The following is an 18,140-nucleotide window of genomic DNA, read 5'->3' on the forward strand; positions in this document are numbered from 1 at the left end:
CCTTTCAAAGGTGGCCCTTTTTGCGACTAAAAGGCGGACCCATGACCGATCAGAGCACTCTCAGCCAAGCCGAACTTGAAGCGATAGAGCGCAAGTATGACCCCGAACTGGCGTTTCGCACGGCGGGTCCGATCATGGCTGTGGTCATTTCCATCCCGCTGGTCGCGCTTGCGTTCTACCAATATTATGCGTCCGGTTTTGGACTTATCCGCGAACTGTTGCACCGTGGTATTTTTCTGGCCTTCATGCTGGGCCTTATTTTCCTTCTGTTCTCATGGCGCAGGTCGCTGACGCCAGAGGTCGCACCGAAGGCTTGGTGGCGCTTTGATGGTGTGCCGATCTTCGACATCGTTCTGGCCGCGCTCGGTGTCACCGCTGCGCTTTACCTGCCGCTGCTGCCGCCACAGATCACAGCACAACGCGTGGGGAACCCCGCGCCTTTCGACGTCTTCATGGGCACCGCCTTGTTGCTTCTCGTGCTTGAGGCCACCCGCCGGTCCGTCGGTTGGACACTCCCTTTCATCGCCTGCCTGTTCATCGGTTTCGCCCTTTTTGGCCCGATCATGCCTGGCGCTTTAAAACATGGCGGCGCAAGCTGGACCGGGCTTATCAATCATCTTTATATGACTAATCAGGGCATCTATGGCATCGCGCTGGGCGTCATGGCGAAATACGTGTTTCTCTTCGTGCTTTTTGGTGTGCTCGCCATGCGCATCGGGTTGGGTCAGCTCTTCATCGATCTCGCGATGGCAATGGCGGGGCGCTATGCCGGAGGCCCCGCGAAGGTCGCGATTTTCTCTTCTGCTTTCATGGGCACGATCTCGGGTTCCTCTATTGCCAACACCGTCACAACCGGTTCGTTGACTATTCCAGCGATGAAACGCATCGGCTATCCGCCCCACTTCGCAGGCGCGGTCGAAGCCACTGCGTCAACAGGTGGCCAGATCACTCCGCCTATCCTTGGCGCTGCTGCCTTCATCATGGTCGAATATCTTGAAATTCCCTTGCGCGATGTCCTTGCCGCCGCGCTCTTTCCCGCCTTGCTGCACTACTTCGGTGTTCTGACGATGGTGCATCTTGAGGCCAAAAAGCTTGGACTGCGTGGTCTGTCCCGCGCTGAGTTGCCGCAAGTTCTGCAAGTCCTGCGGGCGCATTGGGCGGCGATCGTGCCGCTGGCCGTGCTGGTCTATCTGATCCTGTCAGGGCGCACGCCGGATTACGCGGCAGTCTGGGGCATCACGGCCTGTGTGGTCGTCGGTTTTCTTAACCCCAACCCTGATTACCGTTTGAACCTGCGTAGCTTCTGGAACGCCCTTGCGGACGGTTCCCGTTCGACCCTCGCAGTCGGGGCGGCAGCGGCAACAGTCGGTGTGGTTGTCGGGGTTGTGACACTTACAGGGGTGGGTTTCCGCCTTGGCTATGTTGTCGTGCAAACGGCCAACGACATCGGCACCTTTTTTGGTGGCATCTGGCCCTTCAGCTTCTTCTCCGTGGCGCAATGGGCCTTGTTCTTTTCGTTGCTGCTGATCGCCATTGCATGCATCCTGATGGGTGCGGGCATTCCGACCACGGCCACTTATATCATCCTTGTGGCGGTTGCCGCACCCGCGCTGGCACAGCTTCAGGTGCAGCCGCTCGTTTCGCACTTTTTCGTTTTCTACTACGGTGTTCTCGCAGACATCACGCCGCCCGTTGCCCTTGCGGCCTATGCCGCGGCGGGCATCGCAGGGTCCAATCCGTTCAAGACCGGTAACACGGCCTTTCGCCTCGGCATTGCCAAAGCGCTGGTGCCTTTCATTTTTGTCTACTCACCCTCGCTTTTGCTGGTGGCCGACGGCTTCACCTGGTCCGCTTTTGTCATCACGCTGACGGGTGCTGTGATCGGCATTGGCCTCTTGGGGGCAGCATTTTCAGGCTACCTGCTCACCCACCTCAAAGGCTGGCAGCGTTGGTATATCGGTTTGGTGTCACTGCTTTTCGTGGCACCGGGGCTTTTAACGATGACGCTCGGATTGTTGCTGATCGTGCCGCTTGTGCTCTTGCAACTGCGTGACAGACGGGCGGCGGCTCAGGCCGCCTGAGCCATCATCGACGCGACCTCTGCCAGATGCCCGCGCACCGCATCCGTCTGCGCAGCACCAACCGCCTTGTCGGGTGGGCGCAACAAAGCAGACGGATGCAGTGTGACATAGACAGGCACGCCATCAAGGCCTTGTTCAATTGTGCCGGCGCGCTTCAAAATTCCTTTGCCATTTCCGGTAAGCGCGCGCGCGGCCGTAGCGCCCAAGGCCACGATCATCTTGGGCTGTACGAGCGCAATCTCTTTGCTTAGCCACCAGCGACAATGGCTGATCTCGTCACTCGACGGACTTGCGTGAATACGCCGCTTGCCCCGCACCTGAAATTTAAAGTGCTTCACCGCGTTGGTCACATAAGCGGCTTGCCGATCCAGCCCTGCCTCTTGCGCAAGCCGGTCAAACATCTGCCCTGCCGGTCCCACAAACGGACGCCCTTCGAGGTCTTCCCGATCGCCCGGCTGCTCTCCGACGATCATCAAATCGGCCTGTTCGGGCCCTTCGCCAGGAACCACCTGTGTGGCCGGCCCGGCCAGCGGACATCGTGCACAGCCCTTCAAGGCGTGCCGCATTTCGTCGAATGTACCTTTGGCTATCTGTGGCACCGCCATTTGCAACCGGTCCAGCACACGTTGCGCCCGAACGGGTGGTAGCGTCGGCGCAGTCGCCTGCATGACGCGCACCTTTGCTTCTGCCTCAGCAATTAACCCGGGGATCAGCGCGGCCTCCGGCAGGTTCTTCCAGTACTTCTTGGGCATCTCCGACTGCATCGCTTTCACTTTCAACCGCGCCGGATTGAAGATGTTTGCGTAATAGGTCTTCCACAGCTCTTCCGTCTCATCGCTCAGATCAAGCCGGTCGCGTGCGATCGCCTGCTGGGTAAGTTCACCATTCTCGAATTGTGTTGTCACCTCGGGCGTTACGATTACCCAATCCATGTCACCGAAGCGGCGTGTGAAGAAACCCGCGATCAGCTCCTCGATACGGTGATCGGGTTCAAACCACGAAATGAATTTGCGGCGGTTCGACCCTTCCGGCGTGGCCTCGCGAAAGCGGACAAACGCTTTCATCTTGTGCATATCCCTGCGGATGTTCTTGGCCAATCCCTCGGCGCGGTCCACCTCCGCATCCGCGCGGTTGGTCAGTAGGTGTGGTGTGTCGTTTACTCTCAACAGCAACCGGTACGCCAGATCAAAGCTTCCCGCCGCGCGACTGGCGCAAAGCTGTTTCGCCAAAGCGGGAAACGCCTTTGGCACTGTCACATTGCGCGGATACCCGTCGGGCAAGGGATCATCAGCGCTGAACAACGATACCTCGGCGTCTTCCATCTGCCATTCAATGCGGTCGGGCGGCACATCATGCGCCGCCAGCCTGCGCGCCGCGTCACGCCAGACGTCAAATGTTCCCAAACGGGGTAGATCAACGCGGTACATCAGATGAGCTGTAGCTGTTCCGCAGGCGGCGCAAATCGCGCGCGCAGGTTCGCCGCATCAGTAAGCGATCCGGGCTGCCAGTCACGCGCCACGATGAAGGGTTTCGCCTTGCGAACCGATGCCCCGATGCGCCGCAGATCGTCATATCCCAAAGCGCCGTTCCTACGCGCGGACAGGATACGGCCCACGGATTTCGTCCCGAACCCCGGTACACGCAGCAGCATGTCGCGTGGGGCACGGTTTACATCAACCGGAAAAGCGTGGCGGTTTGCCAAAGCCCAAGCGAGTTTTGGATCAACTTCCAGATCAAGCATCCCAGTGCCGAAATCAGGTGCGATCTCTTCTGCTTCAAATCCGTAGAACCGCAGTAGCCAATCCGCCTGATAAAGGCGGTGCTCACGGATCAACGGCGGCTTGATAAGCGGCAGTTTCGCGGTGCTGTCGGGGATGGGCGAAAACGCGGAATAATACACCCGCTTGAGCTTGTAGGACGAGTAAAGCCGCGTAGAGCTTTGTAAAATTGTGCGGTCATTTGCGCCGTCGGCACCTACGATTAACTGCGTGGATTGACCGGCAGGCGCAAATTTCGGGGCCTTTCGGCCTGTGTGCGTGGGCTTCTTCAGTTCTTCCTTGCGCAGGCGCACATTGCCCATCGCGCGTCTGATCTCGTCCGGGTTTTTTTCTGGCGCATAGGTCTTGATGCCCGCGTCAGTTGGCAGTTCGATGTTCATCGACAAACGGTCCGCCAGCATGCCTGCTTCCTCAATCAGCGCAGGCGACGCATCGGGAATTGTTTTGAGGTGGATGTATCCGCGAAAGTTATGTTCATGCCGCAAGGTACGGGCAATGCGCACCATATCGGCCATGGTATCATCCGGCGATTTAATGATCCCCGAAGACAGGAACAGACCCTCAATATAATTGCGGCGGTAAAACTCCGTCGTCAGGTGAACGACTTCTTCCACCGTGAACCGCGCGCGCTCTACATTGGATGACACACGGTTGATGCAATAGGCGCAATCGTAGATGCAAAAGTTGGTCATCAGGATTTTTAACAGCGAGATACAGCGCCCGTCAGGCGCGTAGGCATGACAGATGCCCGACCCTTCCGTGCTGCCCAACCCCTTGCCATCCGCGCTGCTTCGCTTGGATGTGCCAGAGGATGCGCAGGAGGCGTCGTATTTTGCGGCATCACTGAGCAACGCCAGCTTTTCTTGGAGATTCATTTTACCCATGTGTTCATGATATGTTCCGTATGCATCAGCTGCAAGTGGCCTCTGTAAGAATGGACAATTTGGCGCAACTTAGCTGGAACCAATCGCGTCATTGCGCGTTTGCCAACATGAATATTTTTCCAAAGCACCTTGGTGCCGCTTTAACCTTTTGCTTTCTCACACCATCTTTCGCTGTGTCGGACACGGTCGGCAACGTCGATGTGGACTGGCTTGGCAATGACATTGTGATCGAAGCGGTGCAGGACCCGGAAGTGGAGGGCGTGACTTGCCATCTGGCCTATTTCGAACGGGGTCTGATTGATCGCTTGCAAAAGGGCAATTGGTTTGAAGATCCGTCGAATTCGTCAATCTCTTGCCGGCAGACCGGTCCAATTTCGGTTGGCGACATTGACCGGAGCGACGAGGGAGAAAACGTATTCAGCGAAAGACGTTCGATCATTTTCAAAACCCTGCGGGTTAAGCGAATATTCGATGAGGCCAACAATACGCTGATCTACATCAGCCATGCGCGGGATGTGCAGAACGGATCAGCCAAAATGTCGATGTCCACGGTTCCGCTCTACTCTGCTGCTGACTGATATCGATCACTCGTCCGGACATATTGGTGCCAGAAATCCGCCGATGGCACTTGAACCATTGAAAGCCCGCTTTGCGCGGGCTTTTTCATGGGCTAGTGTTTGACAAAAAAGGATCAGAGCAGATGAACCTCACACGAAGAACGACCCTTCTCGGGCTGGGCGCTTTCGGTCTTGCCGCCTGTGGTGGCACCGGTGGTGCACTGGGCCCGCGCTCGAACGCAGCAAGCGGAGGCTTGCCCGCCGATCTACGGCCTATCCCTAATGCGGCGTATGATCGATGGGTTGCAGCATTCCGAAGCAGGGCGGCCGCGCAAGGCATTTCAAATGCCACACTGGACGCCGGATTTCGCGGTGCAGGGTTCCTGCCCGGCGTCGTCAAACGCGACCGCAACCAGACCGAGTTTTCCCGCACGCTCGAAGATTACCTCGCCATCGCGGCCTCGGATGAACGCGTATCAAAGGGGCGCGCTGCATTCGCACGGCACCGCAGCACCCTTGCCGCGGTCGAGGCGCGATATGGTGTTGCCGCTGAGGTTGTTACAGCCGTTTGGGGGTTAGAGAGCTTTTATGGCGAGCGGCGCGGAAATGTGCCTGTCGTTTCCGCGACCTCAACGCTGGCCTTTGATGGGCGGCGCGGTGCCTTCTTCGAAAAACAACTGATCGCGGCGCTCAAGATTTTGCAGTCCGGTGATATTTCTGCTTCCGGCCTTAAAGGATCGTGGGCGGGCGCTATGGGTCATACCCAGTTCATCCCGACCTCTTACCAAGCCTTTGCGGTTGATTTTAACGGGGACGGGCGCCGTGACATCTGGTCTGACGATCCCGCAGACTCGCTGGCCTCAACAGCGGCCTATCTGTCACGGAACGGTTGGACGCGCGGTCGGAAATGGGGCGGCGAAGTCGGCAACGGCGCGCCACAGGGCCGCACGATCCAGCCCCAACCGGGCGGGCCGCGCTTCTCCGTCACGTCGAATTTCAACGTGATCAAACGCTATAACAACTCGGACAGCTACGCGATTGGCGTGGGCCACCTGTCTGACCGCATCGCCGGCGGGGGCCCGATCCGCGCCAGCTTTCCGCCTGACAAATACGGGCTGACCAAGGATGACCGCGTCCGCTTGCAAGAGCGCCTTACGGCGCGGGGTTTCGACACAGGCGGTACAGATGGCGTTGTCGGTCCAAACAGCCGTGCGGCAATCAGCGCATATCAGTCAAGCATTGGCCAGTCGCCCACCGGCGATCCGTCACAGGCGTTGTTGCGGTCACTTGGTTAAGGGCAGGGGGGGGCGTAGGTTAAGAGCAAATCTGTCGCTTCCTAAATTGCCTTATCAATACCTGTGACGTGAGCGTAACAATTTCTACGAAAGACGCGGGCTTGATGGCGCGCCTCTTTCGCTATTGGTCAAAGTCGTCCAGTCTACGTTCGGGGGATGTCTGCTTTTGATTGAAGGCAAAGCAGATGTACGTAACTGAAACAAAGAACATCTTCGCGCGGCGCGCACCATGTTGACAGTCGGAGCGATTTTGCGCGAACCGTTGGTCGACACTCTTCGCTTTGTCGACTGGTATCAGGAACAGGGCGCAGATCAGGTCATCCTGTGCTTTGATGATACTGATGACCCTGCAATCGAAGCGCTCGCTCATCGCGAAGGGGTGCGTTGCATTCCGTGTACGCACAAGTTCTGGCGGCAAATCGGGATCAACCCCGGAGCACGTTTCACGAAACGTCAGAACGCAGCCATGCAGTTCGTCTATGATAGATCGCCTGTCGGCTGGTTCCTGAACGTTGACGGAGATGAATTTGTGCATCTCGAAGGGAGAAACCTGAAAGAGGAAGTTTCGCGACAGCCAAAGGACGTCAATGCTTTCATCATCCGTCCTGTGGAACGTATCCGATGCCCGCATTCCCCGGACTATCTGCAATTTCGCATGCCCATGCCGCGCTGGCGTTGCAAAGCGATTTACGGCGACTTCAGCCAAGCGATGCGAAAAAGACAAGGGCTGGCTGGTCACTGGTACGGCAAGTCAGTGACCCGTACCGGATTGATCAAACACACGATGCGTCAGCATTTTATGCAAACTCCCGAAGGGGACCATTTGACCGATGTCACATTGGGGCCAGAGCAAGGGGCCTACCTTCTTCATTTCGTCGACCAGGGGTTCGAAGCTTGGCGCTCCAAACTGGAGTGGCGCCTGTCATCCAGAGGGTTTCGCCCCGAGATGGCTGCGTTCATCAATGCTGCATTGGTTTCGGCAGAGCCGGAAAAAGCGTTGCGCGCAATTCATGATGCCTTGTTTGTTTTTGATGCCCCAAGGATTTCGAAACTAGAGGAGGCCGGAGCCAGTTTTCGTGTCGATTTACGGGAAAACGAGAAATTCAGAGGATATTTTTCGGGCGAACTAGTTTATGCCTAGACCTCAGCAGTCTCTCACTCCCGAAGGACCTGCTCAGCCCGCAGACCTGTGAGCCGACCCAATCCAGTTACAGGCGATGAGCCCTGTCGCCTATGCCAAAGAGGGCACAAGCATTGTTGGAACGGAGCACTTCGTCGCGCAGGAACGGCCCCGCTTCTCAGGCGGATGCCGTTTGCTAGTGTAAGGCAGTGGCTGGTTGCCAGAACCTTTCTATTCGATTTTCAGCGCCCGTTCGGCAATCGAGACGCGGTCTGCGCCAACGAAATACTTCACCGTATAGTCACCCGGTGTATCCGGAAGCTTGATTGCGAGGACTGGGCCGTTGGCGGTCTCCCCGTAAGCCTTCCATTGGCTCGATCCACTCCCTCCCGTCTGACCGATACCGACATAGTCGCCATCGTAATTGGGGCCGGTCCAAGCTACTTCTATGGATGATCCTGCTGCTGCAACTTCAGGCGCGCTCAACGTTGCGGGGGGTGTCGTAACGGATACCGGAACAGTCAAAGCAGGCGTATTGCGCTGATCGAGGAAGTATTTCACCTCATAGTCACCGCCCGCAGTCGGGATGCGCAGCTTGGCCGGTGATCCGTCAGCGGTAGGGACATAAGAACGCCACTGGCTTGATCCGCTGGTACCAGCCAGTCCGATCCCTATGAAATCGCCCGAATGGTTCGGGCCGGTCCACGGGATATCCACGATTGTGCCACCAACCATAACGGCAGGCACGTCCATTGTGACGGTTGTTGGCGTCACGCTGATGGGGGTTTCGACAAGGGGCGTGTTGCCCTGATCGAGGAAGTATTTGATGACATAATCACCCGGTTCGGCGGGGACCATCAGCTGCAATGGGCTGCCCTCGGACGTGCTCGTGTAGTTGCGCCATTGCCCTGAACCGCTCTGACCCACACGCCCGATGCCGATAAAATCACCAGGCGTGTCTGGTCCGGTCCAGGCGACTTCGATCATCCGGCTGACTTCGGCGCTGGCCGGTGCATTTAGCGAAACTTCAGGCGCACGCAGCGTGATGGGGATCTCGAACAACGGCGTGTTGCCCTGATCCAGAAAATACTTGATCACATAGTCGCCGGGTTCCGGCGGCGTCATGAGCTGTAGCGGGCTCCCTTCGGCAGTGGGCGTAAAATTGCGCCATTGGCCTGATCCACTTTGTCCAACGCGCCCGATACCGATGAAGTCACCGGGTGTGTTGGGACCGGTCCAAGCAACTTCGATCATCTGGCTCACGTCCGCTTCATCCGGTGCCGTCAGACTGATCTTCGCCTCTTTAACGACGATGGGCACCTCGAACGCGGCCCAGTTCTCTTGATCGAAAAAGTACTTGATCAGATAGTCACCGGGCAAGGAGGGCGCGAGCAAGCGGAGTGGATTGCCATCCGCGGTGGGTGCGAAATTCTGCCATTGGCCCGAGCCACTGTTGCCGGTCATGCCGATACCCAGAAAGTCACCCGCATAATCAGGTCCGGTCCATGACACCTCAAAGGTCTCGGAGACACTTACTTCTGCCGGAGCGTTGATAGTGATATCGGCGGCCATGACCTCAATCGTGGCAGAGCCAAGCACTGTTTGGGTGGCATCATCGAAATAGGCAATTGTATGCGGACCGGGTTCCGGCGGCACCAGAAGCTGCAGGGGAGAACCTTCGGATACGCGCGTATAATTCCGCCATCGCGCGGACCCACCTGCACCAACTTTGCCGATACCGACATAGTCATCCACATTTGCTGGCCCGTTCCATGTAACTTCGATTGTCGATCCGACGATCGCCGACGAGGGCGCTCCGACTGATGCTGTGATTGCAGGCGGTTCGAACACAACAATAATTTCGCGCGGGTCCGCAGTGACAATGAATTGACGCGGGCGGGATGCTGTTTCCTGCGCGGCCCAATAGGCGGTGACAGTGTGCGATCCCTGCTCAAGCAACAAGGGCAGGGGGTTTGCAGGCTCTTCATCGGCGATTGTGCCTTCAGCCTCGGAGGTGATGGTCCAGAAAACAGGCGTGTCTATAACCTCGCCGTTTTCTGTCCCGATTACCGCACGAAAGCTCACTTCGGTTGGATCAGGTTGTGGCTCGGGGAAAATCACTTCGATCCGTTGGCCCTGATCGCTCTCTGATGTGGCGACTTCAAAGCCCAGACGGGCTTCGGCACTGTCACTCTCGCGAATGCCGACAACATCATAATTGCCGCCGGGCAGATCAGTGGCGAAACCGGGGCCCATGCCGTCAATGTTCGCGCCAGCCGCAGGCAGGATATTCCAGCGGATCGGCTCGGCGATTTCGGGGCCACCAGACGTCAGCACGCCAACAATCTGAACGCTTTGCGGGACATAAACCGGTTCAGCCACCACGGTGGTCAGCGCGGTTTCCAATTCGCTTGCGTTCGCGGCTGTCAAAAACTGGCCACCGGTTTCATTGGCAAGACATTGCATCTGGGCCAGTGCCTGCGGGTCCGTAACGTCAAAACCCACGACATGCGCTGTGAAGTCTATGCCGGCCTCTTCCAACGCGCGTGCAGCTGCGCATGGATCGGGGTTGCAGGTCTCAATCCCGTCCGAAACGAGGATCACTGTCGCGCGTTCTTCTGTATAGCGCAGCGCTTTCGCGGCAGCGATGATCGCATCTGTCATCGGCGTTTTGCCACGCGGGTTGATGCCGTTCACGGCGTCCCGGATTTGCCCTTTGGTGTCCAGACCGGGAGCCACAACTGTCTCGATGTCCGCGCAATTGCCGCGTTCACGGTGCCCATAAACAGTCAGGCCAAGGTTCTGGTCGCTGGGAAAGGTGTCAAGCAAGTCACCAACCACGTCTCGTGCGATGACGATTTTGTTGACGCCTTCAATCTGGCCCCACATGGACCCCGATCCATCCATCACGAGGATCGTATTGGCATTGTTTTGCGCGGGCGCAGCCGAGGCGCAGGCGATGAAAAAGGCTGTAATCAGCAGACGGAGCATAAGAACCTCCAAGAAATAAATGTGTAATTGAATAGGCAGAGCTTAGACTGAGTCGGACCTGACCGCCTAGCCCCCTTTTCGCGTAAATTGCGAAGTAGACGCCATGATGAACGATGGCAGAACTTGCCTTACCTTTTATTGTCTTACGGCGGTAGATCTTGAGCCCCTGTGATCGGTGCTTGGACATTGAGGAAGCAACGCGCCTTCACGGTCGCAACACTCAGCGTGAGGTGGAAAACTATGGGGAAAGCAGTTCGATATTCGAGTGCGCCTGATGAGCGGTCGGGTCACTAGAGGTGGCGAATTTTTTACCTCCGATGCTCATGATTGCTGCTCATGACCCGATCAGAGCGGCTGTTTTATCAAACATCATACAGCGTACGGGTTGGTCTAACTCAAAACCATTTTCTGTGCGCCGGCAACGCCGCTCGAATTCATCTTGCATACGGTTCCGGTTCTCCGGCAAGGCAGCTTTCTCGCGGCGCGCAGGATCAACGGCGATCAAATGAGCGAACAGGACGTCAAATGACGGGTAGTGCCGTGTAAGCGTGTAACCAGCCAAATCGGTGCGGCGCAAACCATGCTGTTGCGGCAGGGTAGAGAGAGAATTCAACGCCGCCGTTCTTACTGCGGTCTCGTCGTCAATCGCCGCAACAATCCTTGTCATATCCCCATCGATCTCAGGTTCTGCCACGAACACCCGACCATCAGGGCGCAACACGCGTGCTGCTTCGGCAAAAGCCGCATTATGGAACTCTTCAGGGATGTGGTGAAAAGAGAAGATGTAGGTGAGCAGATCAAAACGTGCCGGTTCAAAGGGCAGGCTTTGCGCAGTACCGAGACATATATCGCAGCCCGATACCTCTTTTGCGCGCGCAACGGCTTCTTCGTCGACCTCGATGCCCGTTGCCCGTGCGCCTTCGCAGGCAAGGGCGCGAACAAAGGCCCCTTGGCCTGCTCCTACGTCAAGGACGTCAAAGCCGCTGGGGTCAATATCACGCTTCAGAGCATCGAGATGCGACATGCAGGTTAATGTCCGCAGCAGTTGCCGCCAAGAACAGGTGCTTCAACGCCGCTGTGATTGCAGCAGCCGCCCTTCCACCAGTCCGCGCCCGCGCCATGGCAATACTTGTCGTCCGCTCCGACCATTTTCATGAACATCGGATGATAGTTGCGGCAAATCTCAAGCTCTGATTTCACCCAGTGCAACGGGTCACGCGCGTAATGATCCCAATAGTTGCCGTCCATATTGATACCGGGCACGGCCGGGTTCCACGACTCGTCCAGCCACATGTCAGGATCGCCATATTTGGCCGCGATTTTGCGGATTGCCGGATCATCTAGCGCACCAAGGCGACCGTTCTCGATGATTGTCTCGTTGTCTCCGGCCATCTCGGCCTCGTAGGTCGGAAAGTAGAGATGAAGATGCCAGTGGCCCACAAGGTGACCCATACGCGCGGCCTCACGTTCCGCCATCGACGAAATGATGGTACCGAACCCCATGTGGATCACGCCGGAGCGCACACGTTCGTAAAGGCAATTCACGAAGCCCGATGGAAAATCCTTGCGGGGGCGGTGAATGTGCGGATTGGTCCCGATTGACGCTTCCCACCAGTGCATAATGCCTTTGTCGGGGAAGGTCGGATATTGAATCTCCTTCGTCCGCTCCATCACATCGCGCAGCTTGTCGCCAAATTCCCCGCCTTCGCGGATTTCGGTGATTTTGGACCGTTCCACAATCAATTGGGTCCAGTCCACGGCGGCGATATGGTTCGTGGTGCCTGCGATGACACCTTCGCCATCCTCTTTGGTCGGGTGGAACATCCAGGGGCGCCCCGTGACGTGGCCCGGCAGATAGGTTTTGCCGAAATGCTCGTTGCCTGTCCAGGTCGCCGCAGTCAGGTCGGGATCGTAGAATTTACGCTCGCTGTCCCAATACTCATCGTGGTTGGTAAAGCTGAGGTCTGTCCCCTCGGGGTCCGTGATCCGGCATCGTTTGGCCGCGCGAATGCGCTCCCACGTCCACATGTCCATCGCATTCAGGACTTCAATCGGCATGGTATGTGCGGGCGAGGCAAGGATTTCAGGTGTGATGAACGGCATCCGTTGGATTTTGATCAGCCGTTCGGCCAGAACCGGACCGCCGTAGCCCATCAGGATCTTGTCGTAGGCCTGCTTCTTTTCCTCTTCCTCCCACATGTCCATCCATTCAGCCAATTCCTTGGTGCGGAACAGATAGTATTCGACTTCATCCGCGCCGACCCATTGGGGGATCGGGCCACGGTCGATGTACTTGATGTCGTATTTGACCTGATACTTTTCGAGAATCTTCTTGCAGGCTTCGATGGTCAGCTCGGAATGCCAGTTATCAACGCGCAACATCACACGTTCACCCGGCTGCAAGTCCCAACAGGCATTCAGGCCATGGTTGTAGGGGCGTTGCGCGACGTGTTCGAGATAGGGGAGCAATTGGTCGCTGTTGGTGATCTCGACAAATGGCGGACAGCGCGGTGGCCGCGAAGACTGGAGTGGCGGCGCGGTGAAGTTCGGCAAACCCTGCGGGCGGATCAGTCCGCTGCGGTCACGCTCAGGCGTGGTCGACATGTTATTGGGCGCACGTTCCGCCGCGATGCGGGTAAAATCCTCTGGCATGATCTTTCCTTCTCAACTTTTGAGGTCGGTCAGCATGAATTGCAGCTGCTGTTGCTCGATGTCTTCGAACCCGATGAACGTTTTGAAATCGGCCATGCTCATCACCGGATGTGGCAGGTTGGCCGTTCCTTTGTCGGAAAGAAGTTTTGCATAATTGTCCTGCATTGCCTGCGCGGCCGACATCAACCCGACGAGTGGATAGCAGGCCACTCCGGCGACTTGCGCCATCTGCTGCTGTGTCAGGTCTTTCTCCAACCAACCAAGGATTTGCAGTGACAGGGGCACACCCACAGCCTCGCGCATCCGCTTCAGACCGTCGAAGTCGGTGAATGTCCGGCTGATCGGCTGGATCAGGTCGGCACCGGCCTCGGCATACATCTTGGCACGGTCAATCGCTTCGTCCTGCGTCATTGCATCTGTGCGGGCAATGATGAGTGTATCTGGATCGCGCCGGGCCTGCACAGCCGCGCGAATTTTGCTCGCGTGCTCGTAAGCGGGGATGATCTCCAACTGCTTGGCCGCGGCGGCACACCGTTTCGGCGCGACCTGATCCTCAAAGATCATGGCGCAAACGCCTGCCTGTTCAAACTCGCGCACGGTGCGCATCACGTTCATCGCATTGCCGTATCCGGTATCCGTATCGGCGACTACCGGCACATCTACGGCGTTCGCGATGTTGCGCACGACGTTAAGGTTCTCGGTCATCGTATAAAGCTCGACGTCAGGAAAGCCGAGGTGGCTCGCCGAGACGGCGAAACCTGATGTCATAACCGCCTGCGCGCCACCCTTGACTGCCAGCATCGCTGACATCGCATCAAAACAACCCGGTGCGATTTGCATCTCACCGGCCCGCAGCGCTGCGGCAAAATCCTTCTTTTGTTGCTGGCTGATCATCCGACAGTCTCCTCTTTGTCGCGCGCGTGTAGGTATCCTACCAACCCTCCCGCTTCGAGCATCAGGCGGTCGCCATCGCTGAGCGGTTCAATAGGAAGGGACACGCCGGTTGTATGGTTGTGAAAAGTGCTGCTTGCCCAGTCGATCTCGATCTCGTCCCAGCGGTTCACTGCCGCAAGGACACCGGGGCAGGCCACCTGTGGAAACCCCATCGCGATCTCTCCACGCCAGTACCCGGGCGAAAAGCTCTCTGCGATGACGCCACCAATGCCCAATTGACGCATCCCGATCATAGGCGGGTAATGCGGGTGGCCATAACCGAAATTGTGGTTTCCGATGAGCAAATCACCGGGCCGCACCTTTGCGGCGAACTCGGGGTCTTCCGCGCTCATCGCAAGCTTGCCCAGCTCCACGGGGTCTTTGATCTTGATATTCTTGACCCCGACGATCTGATCGACATCGAAGTCCTCGTCTTCAAATACCCAAGCCACCCGACCTTTGAGATTGTCCAAAGCCATGATGCTATCCCTTCAGGTAAGGGCGGGGATCGGCGATGCGCCCTTCAATGGCCGCAGCAGCAACTGCAGCAGCATTTACGATGTAGATTTCGCTGTCCGGCGACCCCATCCGCCCGCGAACATTCAGCGTACCGGTTGAAACGGCCTTTTGGCCGGCGCGCATCACGCCCATCCTCCCAAAGCAATAGTCACAACTGGACGAACTGATGAAAGCACCCGCATTGATCAGTCGGCTGATAATGCCACGCTCGGCAGCGACCTCCATGATCTCTTTACTGGTTGGAATGACATTGAGCTGGAAACCATCCTTAACCTTGTGGCCTTCCAAGACATCTGCTGCGATCTCGAGGTCTTCAACACGACCGGACGCGCAGGAGCCCAGATAACCAACCTGAACCTCGGTTCCTGCAAATTCACTCAGGTTTCGTGTGTCAGCAGGGCTGGGCGGCACAACGATGATCGGCTCCAGTGCGCTCACATCTATCTCGTGCCGCGCGGCATAGGTGGCGTCGGGGTCCGAGAACAGCGGGTCGATGTCCAGCCGCGCCCGCTCTTTCATATACGTAAGTGCTTTTTCATCGGGGTTCATAAGCGCGGTTATCGCACCGGTGAACATCGCCAGACAGTTGATCGACTGACGGCCCTCAAGGCTCATGTTGTCGATGGTGTCACCGCCCAATTCCATCACATGCCCGCGACAACCCCGTGGGCCAAGAACGCGCACGATATGATGGAACACGTCCCGCGCTGTCACGCCGGGTTGCAGTGTACCTGTCAGATCAATGCGCGTCGTCTCAGGCACCTTGAACTTGATGCGCTCTTTTACAAAGGCCTCAAGCAGATGCCGGCGAACACCAATGGCAAGCGTACCAAAGGTACCAAGTTGAGAGATATGCCCGTCGAAGTGCACGACAAATGCACCGGGGGTCGCATATCCCAGCTCGGCGGCGACCTGATGGCCGATCCCCTTGCGTTCGTAGACAGGCACCTTGTTCTTGGCGCCCCAGTCACGCGTCAGTTGGTGGAGCTCTTCTTCCTGAGTTGTAGCAGCAGGCACCATATGGTCGATGAACAGCGCATAGCGGTCCGGTTCGGCAACCTTGTCGATGCCAAAGTCTTCTTCCATCTGTTTGAAGATCACATCGGTGTAGCCGGGGAAGTCATATGCAATGACAAAGTCAGGCTTCGCCAGAACTTCGTCCCCTGCGCGCACTGCGCCGTTCTCGGAAACGCGCGCCAAAATCTTTTCGGCAATTGTATAGCCCACTGTCGTCCTCCCAACGCAATAGATCACACAAGCATTCGCCGAATCGAGATATTAGTCAACTGGTAACTATAATTTCATTAAGTGAAATCAGACGCTGTAACCCCTGAGTTTTTCACCCATGTCTGCGGCTGCTTTTGTCATCAGGTTCTCCATCTCGCTCCGGTCCGCGCCCTTGTATCTTGGGCTTAATCCTCCGGTCGAAATCGCAGCGAGGATCATGCCGTTCTGATCTAGCAGGGGCACCGCCATCGCTGACAGTCCCGTGGCGATCTCGTCATGCTTCACGATGACGCCAGTTGCGCGGATGTCGTCCAGTTCGTTCCTCAGTTCCGTTATCTGGTCAGCTTCCAATGCAAGAGTGTTTTTCATAACGACCTCGCGCCGTTCCTCCGGCTGATAGGCCAGAAGCACGCGCGGGCCGGTCCCTTTGTTAAAGGCGCGTTCCTCGCCCACAGCCCACCAGCGCACTTCGATTGCGCGGCCGCCGTTATGCCTCGCGGTGCACACAACCGCATCGCCGCTCACGACCGACAAATAGACTGTTGTCTGCGTTTCTTCTGCCAACTGCTTGATCTGCTCTTCGACAAGCGCCGTGAGGGAGAGCGATTCAGGCACTGCGCGGCTCAATTCCAGAAGCCCGATGGAGGCGCTATAAAGCCCGCTTGCCGGATCCTGACGCACCAGACCTTCGTCGCGCAACGTCACCAGAAGGCGCCTTGTTGTGCCTGCGTCTAATCCTGTCATTTTGACGATTTCACCTAGTGCCAGATTGGGCCTTCCCGGGGTGAATGTGCGCAGGATCGATACTGCTCTTGTGACTGCTCTGACGCGGGGCAGGCTGCTGCCATCCCGTGCTGCTGGTTTTGTTTCCAAGGTATCTGCCCTTCTTATTTCATCTGTTGAAACATAAATTACTTGTTGACATAAAGCAAAGAAATTGTGCGATAATTGGGTTCTGGACGTCGATCCAGACTAGGGAGGATTACGAATGAACAAGCTCATTAAAGGACTATTGTTGCCTGCGCTCATGACGGCGGGCATCCTGACTTTCACAGCACCCACAAGCGCTGAAGCGCAGATGCGTGAGCTGCGATTTGCTGAATTTGGACCCAATCGCGGCACCCGTGCAGGGGCGCTTGAGTGGCTCGATGAACAATTGCGCGAACGTTCCGGCGGCGCGCTGGGGCTTGATATCACGTGGGGCGGTGCCCTTCTGGGTGCTAAGACCGCTGCCCAAGGCCTGTCTGACGGTGTGGCCGACATGGCCTCGATCGTGCCTGTCTATGCGCCGGGCCAATTGGTTGCCTACGAAGTCACGGACACAATTCAGTTCGGCGATGAATGGGTCGGCATGATGGCCACCTACGACTTCATGACAACAAACGAAGCTGCTTTGGCCGAACAGAAAAAAGCCAACATCAAGTATTTCGGGAACTACACCACGGGTCCTACCCAGTTGCTGACCAAAGAAAAGCCGGTGACGACAGCGGCCGACCTTGACGGGCTGACCCTTCGCGCGACCGGTGCTTTTGTTCCCGCGCTTGAAGCCAAAGGTGCGTCCACAGTTTCAGTGTCACAACCGCAAGTGTACGAGTCGCTATCCAACGGGTCCGTCGACGGCTCAACAACATACTACTACGTGGTGAAGGCGTACAAACAGTATGAGGTTGCCAACTACATTACCGAGCTCAACATGGGCCAAACGCTCGCATTCGGTATCGGCATGAACATGAACACCTACATGAGCCTGACGCCTGACCAGCAAGAACTTGTTGATGATCTGGGTCTTGAATTCACTCAATACGTTGCCGAAAAGATGTATGCATCGCGGACTGAAGTAAAAGCAGAGCTTGAAGCGGGCATCGACGGCCACAAAATCGAAGTGGTTCAGCCAACGGAAGAACTCCGCACATCTCTTGTCCAGATCGCGAACGAAGATGTCGCTTCGTGGAAGTCCAAAGCAGCTGACAAAGGCATCGACCCTGATGGCGTCTACGGTGATTTCGAAGCGCTGGTTGGAAAATATACAGCCGAGCGTGACGACAAGGGATATCCTTGGGATCGCTGATTTGCCAAAGTCCTGACCTGCGCCCCTGACCGGCG

The 18,140-nt window shown here is 57.0% G+C and carries 14 protein-coding genes; 5 read left to right on the plus strand and 9 right to left on the minus strand.

From position 1 onward, the window contains the following. Positions 1–41: 41 nt before the first annotated feature. A complete protein-coding gene (locus tag Z946_RS0111070; RefSeq protein WP_025055801.1) occupies positions 42–2,081 on the plus strand; it encodes a TRAP transporter permease in 2,040 nt (679 codons plus the stop codon). Here Z946_RS0111070 and Z946_RS0111075 read toward each other — a convergent pair. After that, entirely contained in the window at positions 2,069–3,508 is a 1,440-nt protein-coding gene (locus tag Z946_RS0111075) for a UdgX family uracil-DNA binding protein (protein ID WP_025055802.1), read from the minus strand. The genes Z946_RS0111070 and Z946_RS0111075 overlap by 13 nt on opposite strands. Then, positions 3,508–4,743 carry a putative DNA modification/repair radical SAM protein gene (locus Z946_RS0111080; RefSeq protein ID WP_025055803.1) on the minus strand — a complete coding sequence of 412 codons (1,236 nt, stop codon included), beginning with the start codon at positions 4,741–4,743 and terminating at the stop codon, positions 3,508–3,510. Before Z946_RS0111080 ends, Z946_RS0111075 begins: the two co-directional genes overlap by 1 nt. A 107-nt stretch (positions 4,744–4,850) precedes the next feature. On the opposite strand from Z946_RS0111080, the gene Z946_RS0111085 reads away from it, so the two are divergent. From Z946_RS0111085 to Z946_RS0111095, 3 genes are all read left to right on the plus strand, one after another. After that, positions 4,851–5,321, plus strand: coding sequence for a CreA family protein (locus tag Z946_RS0111085; protein WP_025055804.1), 471 nt, complete (start codon positions 4,851–4,853; stop codon positions 5,319–5,321). A 122-nt stretch (positions 5,322–5,443) separates the two neighbouring features. Beyond that, positions 5,444–6,595 (plus strand): lytic murein transglycosylase, encoded by a 1,152-nt coding sequence (locus Z946_RS0111090; RefSeq protein WP_025055805.1) that lies wholly within the window; start codon positions 5,444–5,446, stop codon positions 6,593–6,595. 229 nt (positions 6,596–6,824) lie between these two features. Then, the gene (locus Z946_RS0111095; protein WP_025055806.1) at positions 6,825–7,736 is read left to right on the plus strand and encodes a glycosyltransferase family 2 protein; all 912 of its coding nucleotides are present in this window, start codon (positions 6,825–6,827) and stop codon (positions 7,734–7,736) included. Positions 7,737–7,946: 210 nt separating this feature from the next. Here the strand turns inward: Z946_RS0111095 and Z946_RS21090 are convergent, their stop codons facing one another. The 7 genes from Z946_RS21090 to Z946_RS0111130 form a co-directional block, all read right to left on the minus strand. Beyond that, on the minus strand, positions 7,947–10,706 hold the full coding sequence (locus tag Z946_RS21090) for a vWA domain-containing protein (RefSeq protein WP_025055807.1): 2,760 nt from the start codon (positions 10,704–10,706) through the stop codon (positions 7,947–7,949). A gap of 334 nt (positions 10,707–11,040) precedes the next feature. Next, entirely contained in the window at positions 11,041–11,730 is a 690-nt protein-coding gene (locus Z946_RS21095; protein WP_025055808.1) for a class I SAM-dependent methyltransferase, read from the minus strand. A gap of 5 nt (positions 11,731–11,735) precedes the next feature. After that, the gene (locus Z946_RS0111110; RefSeq protein WP_025055809.1) at positions 11,736–13,358 is read right to left on the minus strand and encodes a hypothetical protein; all 1,623 of its coding nucleotides are present in this window, start codon (positions 13,356–13,358) and stop codon (positions 11,736–11,738) included. Between the two features lie 12 nt (positions 13,359–13,370). After that, positions 13,371–14,252: an isocitrate lyase/PEP mutase family protein gene (locus Z946_RS0111115; RefSeq protein ID WP_081780815.1), complete on the minus strand. Its 882-nt coding sequence runs from the start codon at positions 14,250–14,252 to the stop codon at positions 13,371–13,373. Further along, positions 14,249–14,770: a 3-isopropylmalate dehydratase small subunit gene (locus Z946_RS0111120; protein ID WP_025055811.1), complete on the minus strand. Its 522-nt coding sequence runs from the start codon at positions 14,768–14,770 to the stop codon at positions 14,249–14,251. The genes Z946_RS0111115 and Z946_RS0111120 overlap by 4 nt, the downstream gene beginning before the upstream one ends. Before the next feature lie 4 nt (positions 14,771–14,774). Beyond that, entirely contained in the window at positions 14,775–16,037 is a 1,263-nt protein-coding gene (locus Z946_RS0111125; RefSeq protein WP_025055812.1) for a 3-isopropylmalate dehydratase large subunit, read from the minus strand. An 87-nt stretch (positions 16,038–16,124) separates the two neighbouring features. Further along, on the minus strand, positions 16,125–16,910 hold the full coding sequence (locus Z946_RS0111130; RefSeq protein WP_025055813.1) for an IclR family transcriptional regulator: 786 nt from the start codon (positions 16,908–16,910) through the stop codon (positions 16,125–16,127). A gap of 115 nt (positions 16,911–17,025) precedes the next feature. Here Z946_RS0111130 and dctP point away from each other — a divergent pair, with 115 nt between their 5' ends. Then, positions 17,026–18,105, plus strand: a complete 1,080-nt coding sequence (gene dctP, locus Z946_RS0111135; RefSeq protein ID WP_025055814.1) for a TRAP transporter substrate-binding protein DctP — start codon at positions 17,026–17,028, stop codon at positions 18,103–18,105. Positions 18,106–18,140: the final 35 nt, after the last annotated feature.

Origin of the sequence: Sulfitobacter noctilucicola (genome assembly GCF_000622385.1) — a bacterium.
GTDB lineage: Bacteria > Pseudomonadota > Alphaproteobacteria > Rhodobacterales > Rhodobacteraceae > Sulfitobacter > Sulfitobacter noctilucicola.

Coding starts and splice junctions, on each gene's coding strand:
- Z946_RS0111070 (WP_025055801.1), top strand. CDS start 42: ATGACCGATCAGAGCACTCTCAGCCAAGCCGAACTTGAAGCGATAGAG.
- Z946_RS0111075 (WP_025055802.1), bottom strand. CDS start 3,508: ATGTACCGCGTTGATCTACCCCGTTTGGGAACATTTGACGTCTGGCGT.
- Z946_RS0111080 (WP_025055803.1), bottom strand. CDS start 4,743: ATGGGTAAAATGAATCTCCAAGAAAAGCTGGCGTTGCTCAGTGATGCC.
- Z946_RS0111085 (WP_025055804.1), top strand. CDS start 4,851: ATGAATATTTTTCCAAAGCACCTTGGTGCCGCTTTAACCTTTTGCTTT.
- Z946_RS0111090 (WP_025055805.1), top strand. CDS start 5,444: ATGAACCTCACACGAAGAACGACCCTTCTCGGGCTGGGCGCTTTCGGT.
- Z946_RS0111095 (WP_025055806.1), top strand. CDS start 6,825: ATGTTGACAGTCGGAGCGATTTTGCGCGAACCGTTGGTCGACACTCTT.
- Z946_RS21090 (WP_025055807.1), bottom strand. CDS start 10,706: ATGCTCCGTCTGCTGATTACAGCCTTTTTCATCGCCTGCGCCTCGGCT.
- Z946_RS21095 (WP_025055808.1), bottom strand. CDS start 11,730: ATGTCGCATCTCGATGCTCTGAAGCGTGATATTGACCCCAGCGGCTTT.
- Z946_RS0111110 (WP_025055809.1), bottom strand. CDS start 13,358: ATGCCAGAGGATTTTACCCGCATCGCGGCGGAACGTGCGCCCAATAAC.
- Z946_RS0111115 (WP_081780815.1), bottom strand. CDS start 14,252: ATGATCAGCCAGCAACAAAAGAAGGATTTTGCCGCAGCGCTGCGGGCC.
- Z946_RS0111120 (WP_025055811.1), bottom strand. CDS start 14,770: ATGGCTTTGGACAATCTCAAAGGTCGGGTGGCTTGGGTATTTGAAGAC.
- dctP (WP_025055814.1), top strand. CDS start 17,026: ATGAACAAGCTCATTAAAGGACTATTGTTGCCTGCGCTCATGACGGCG.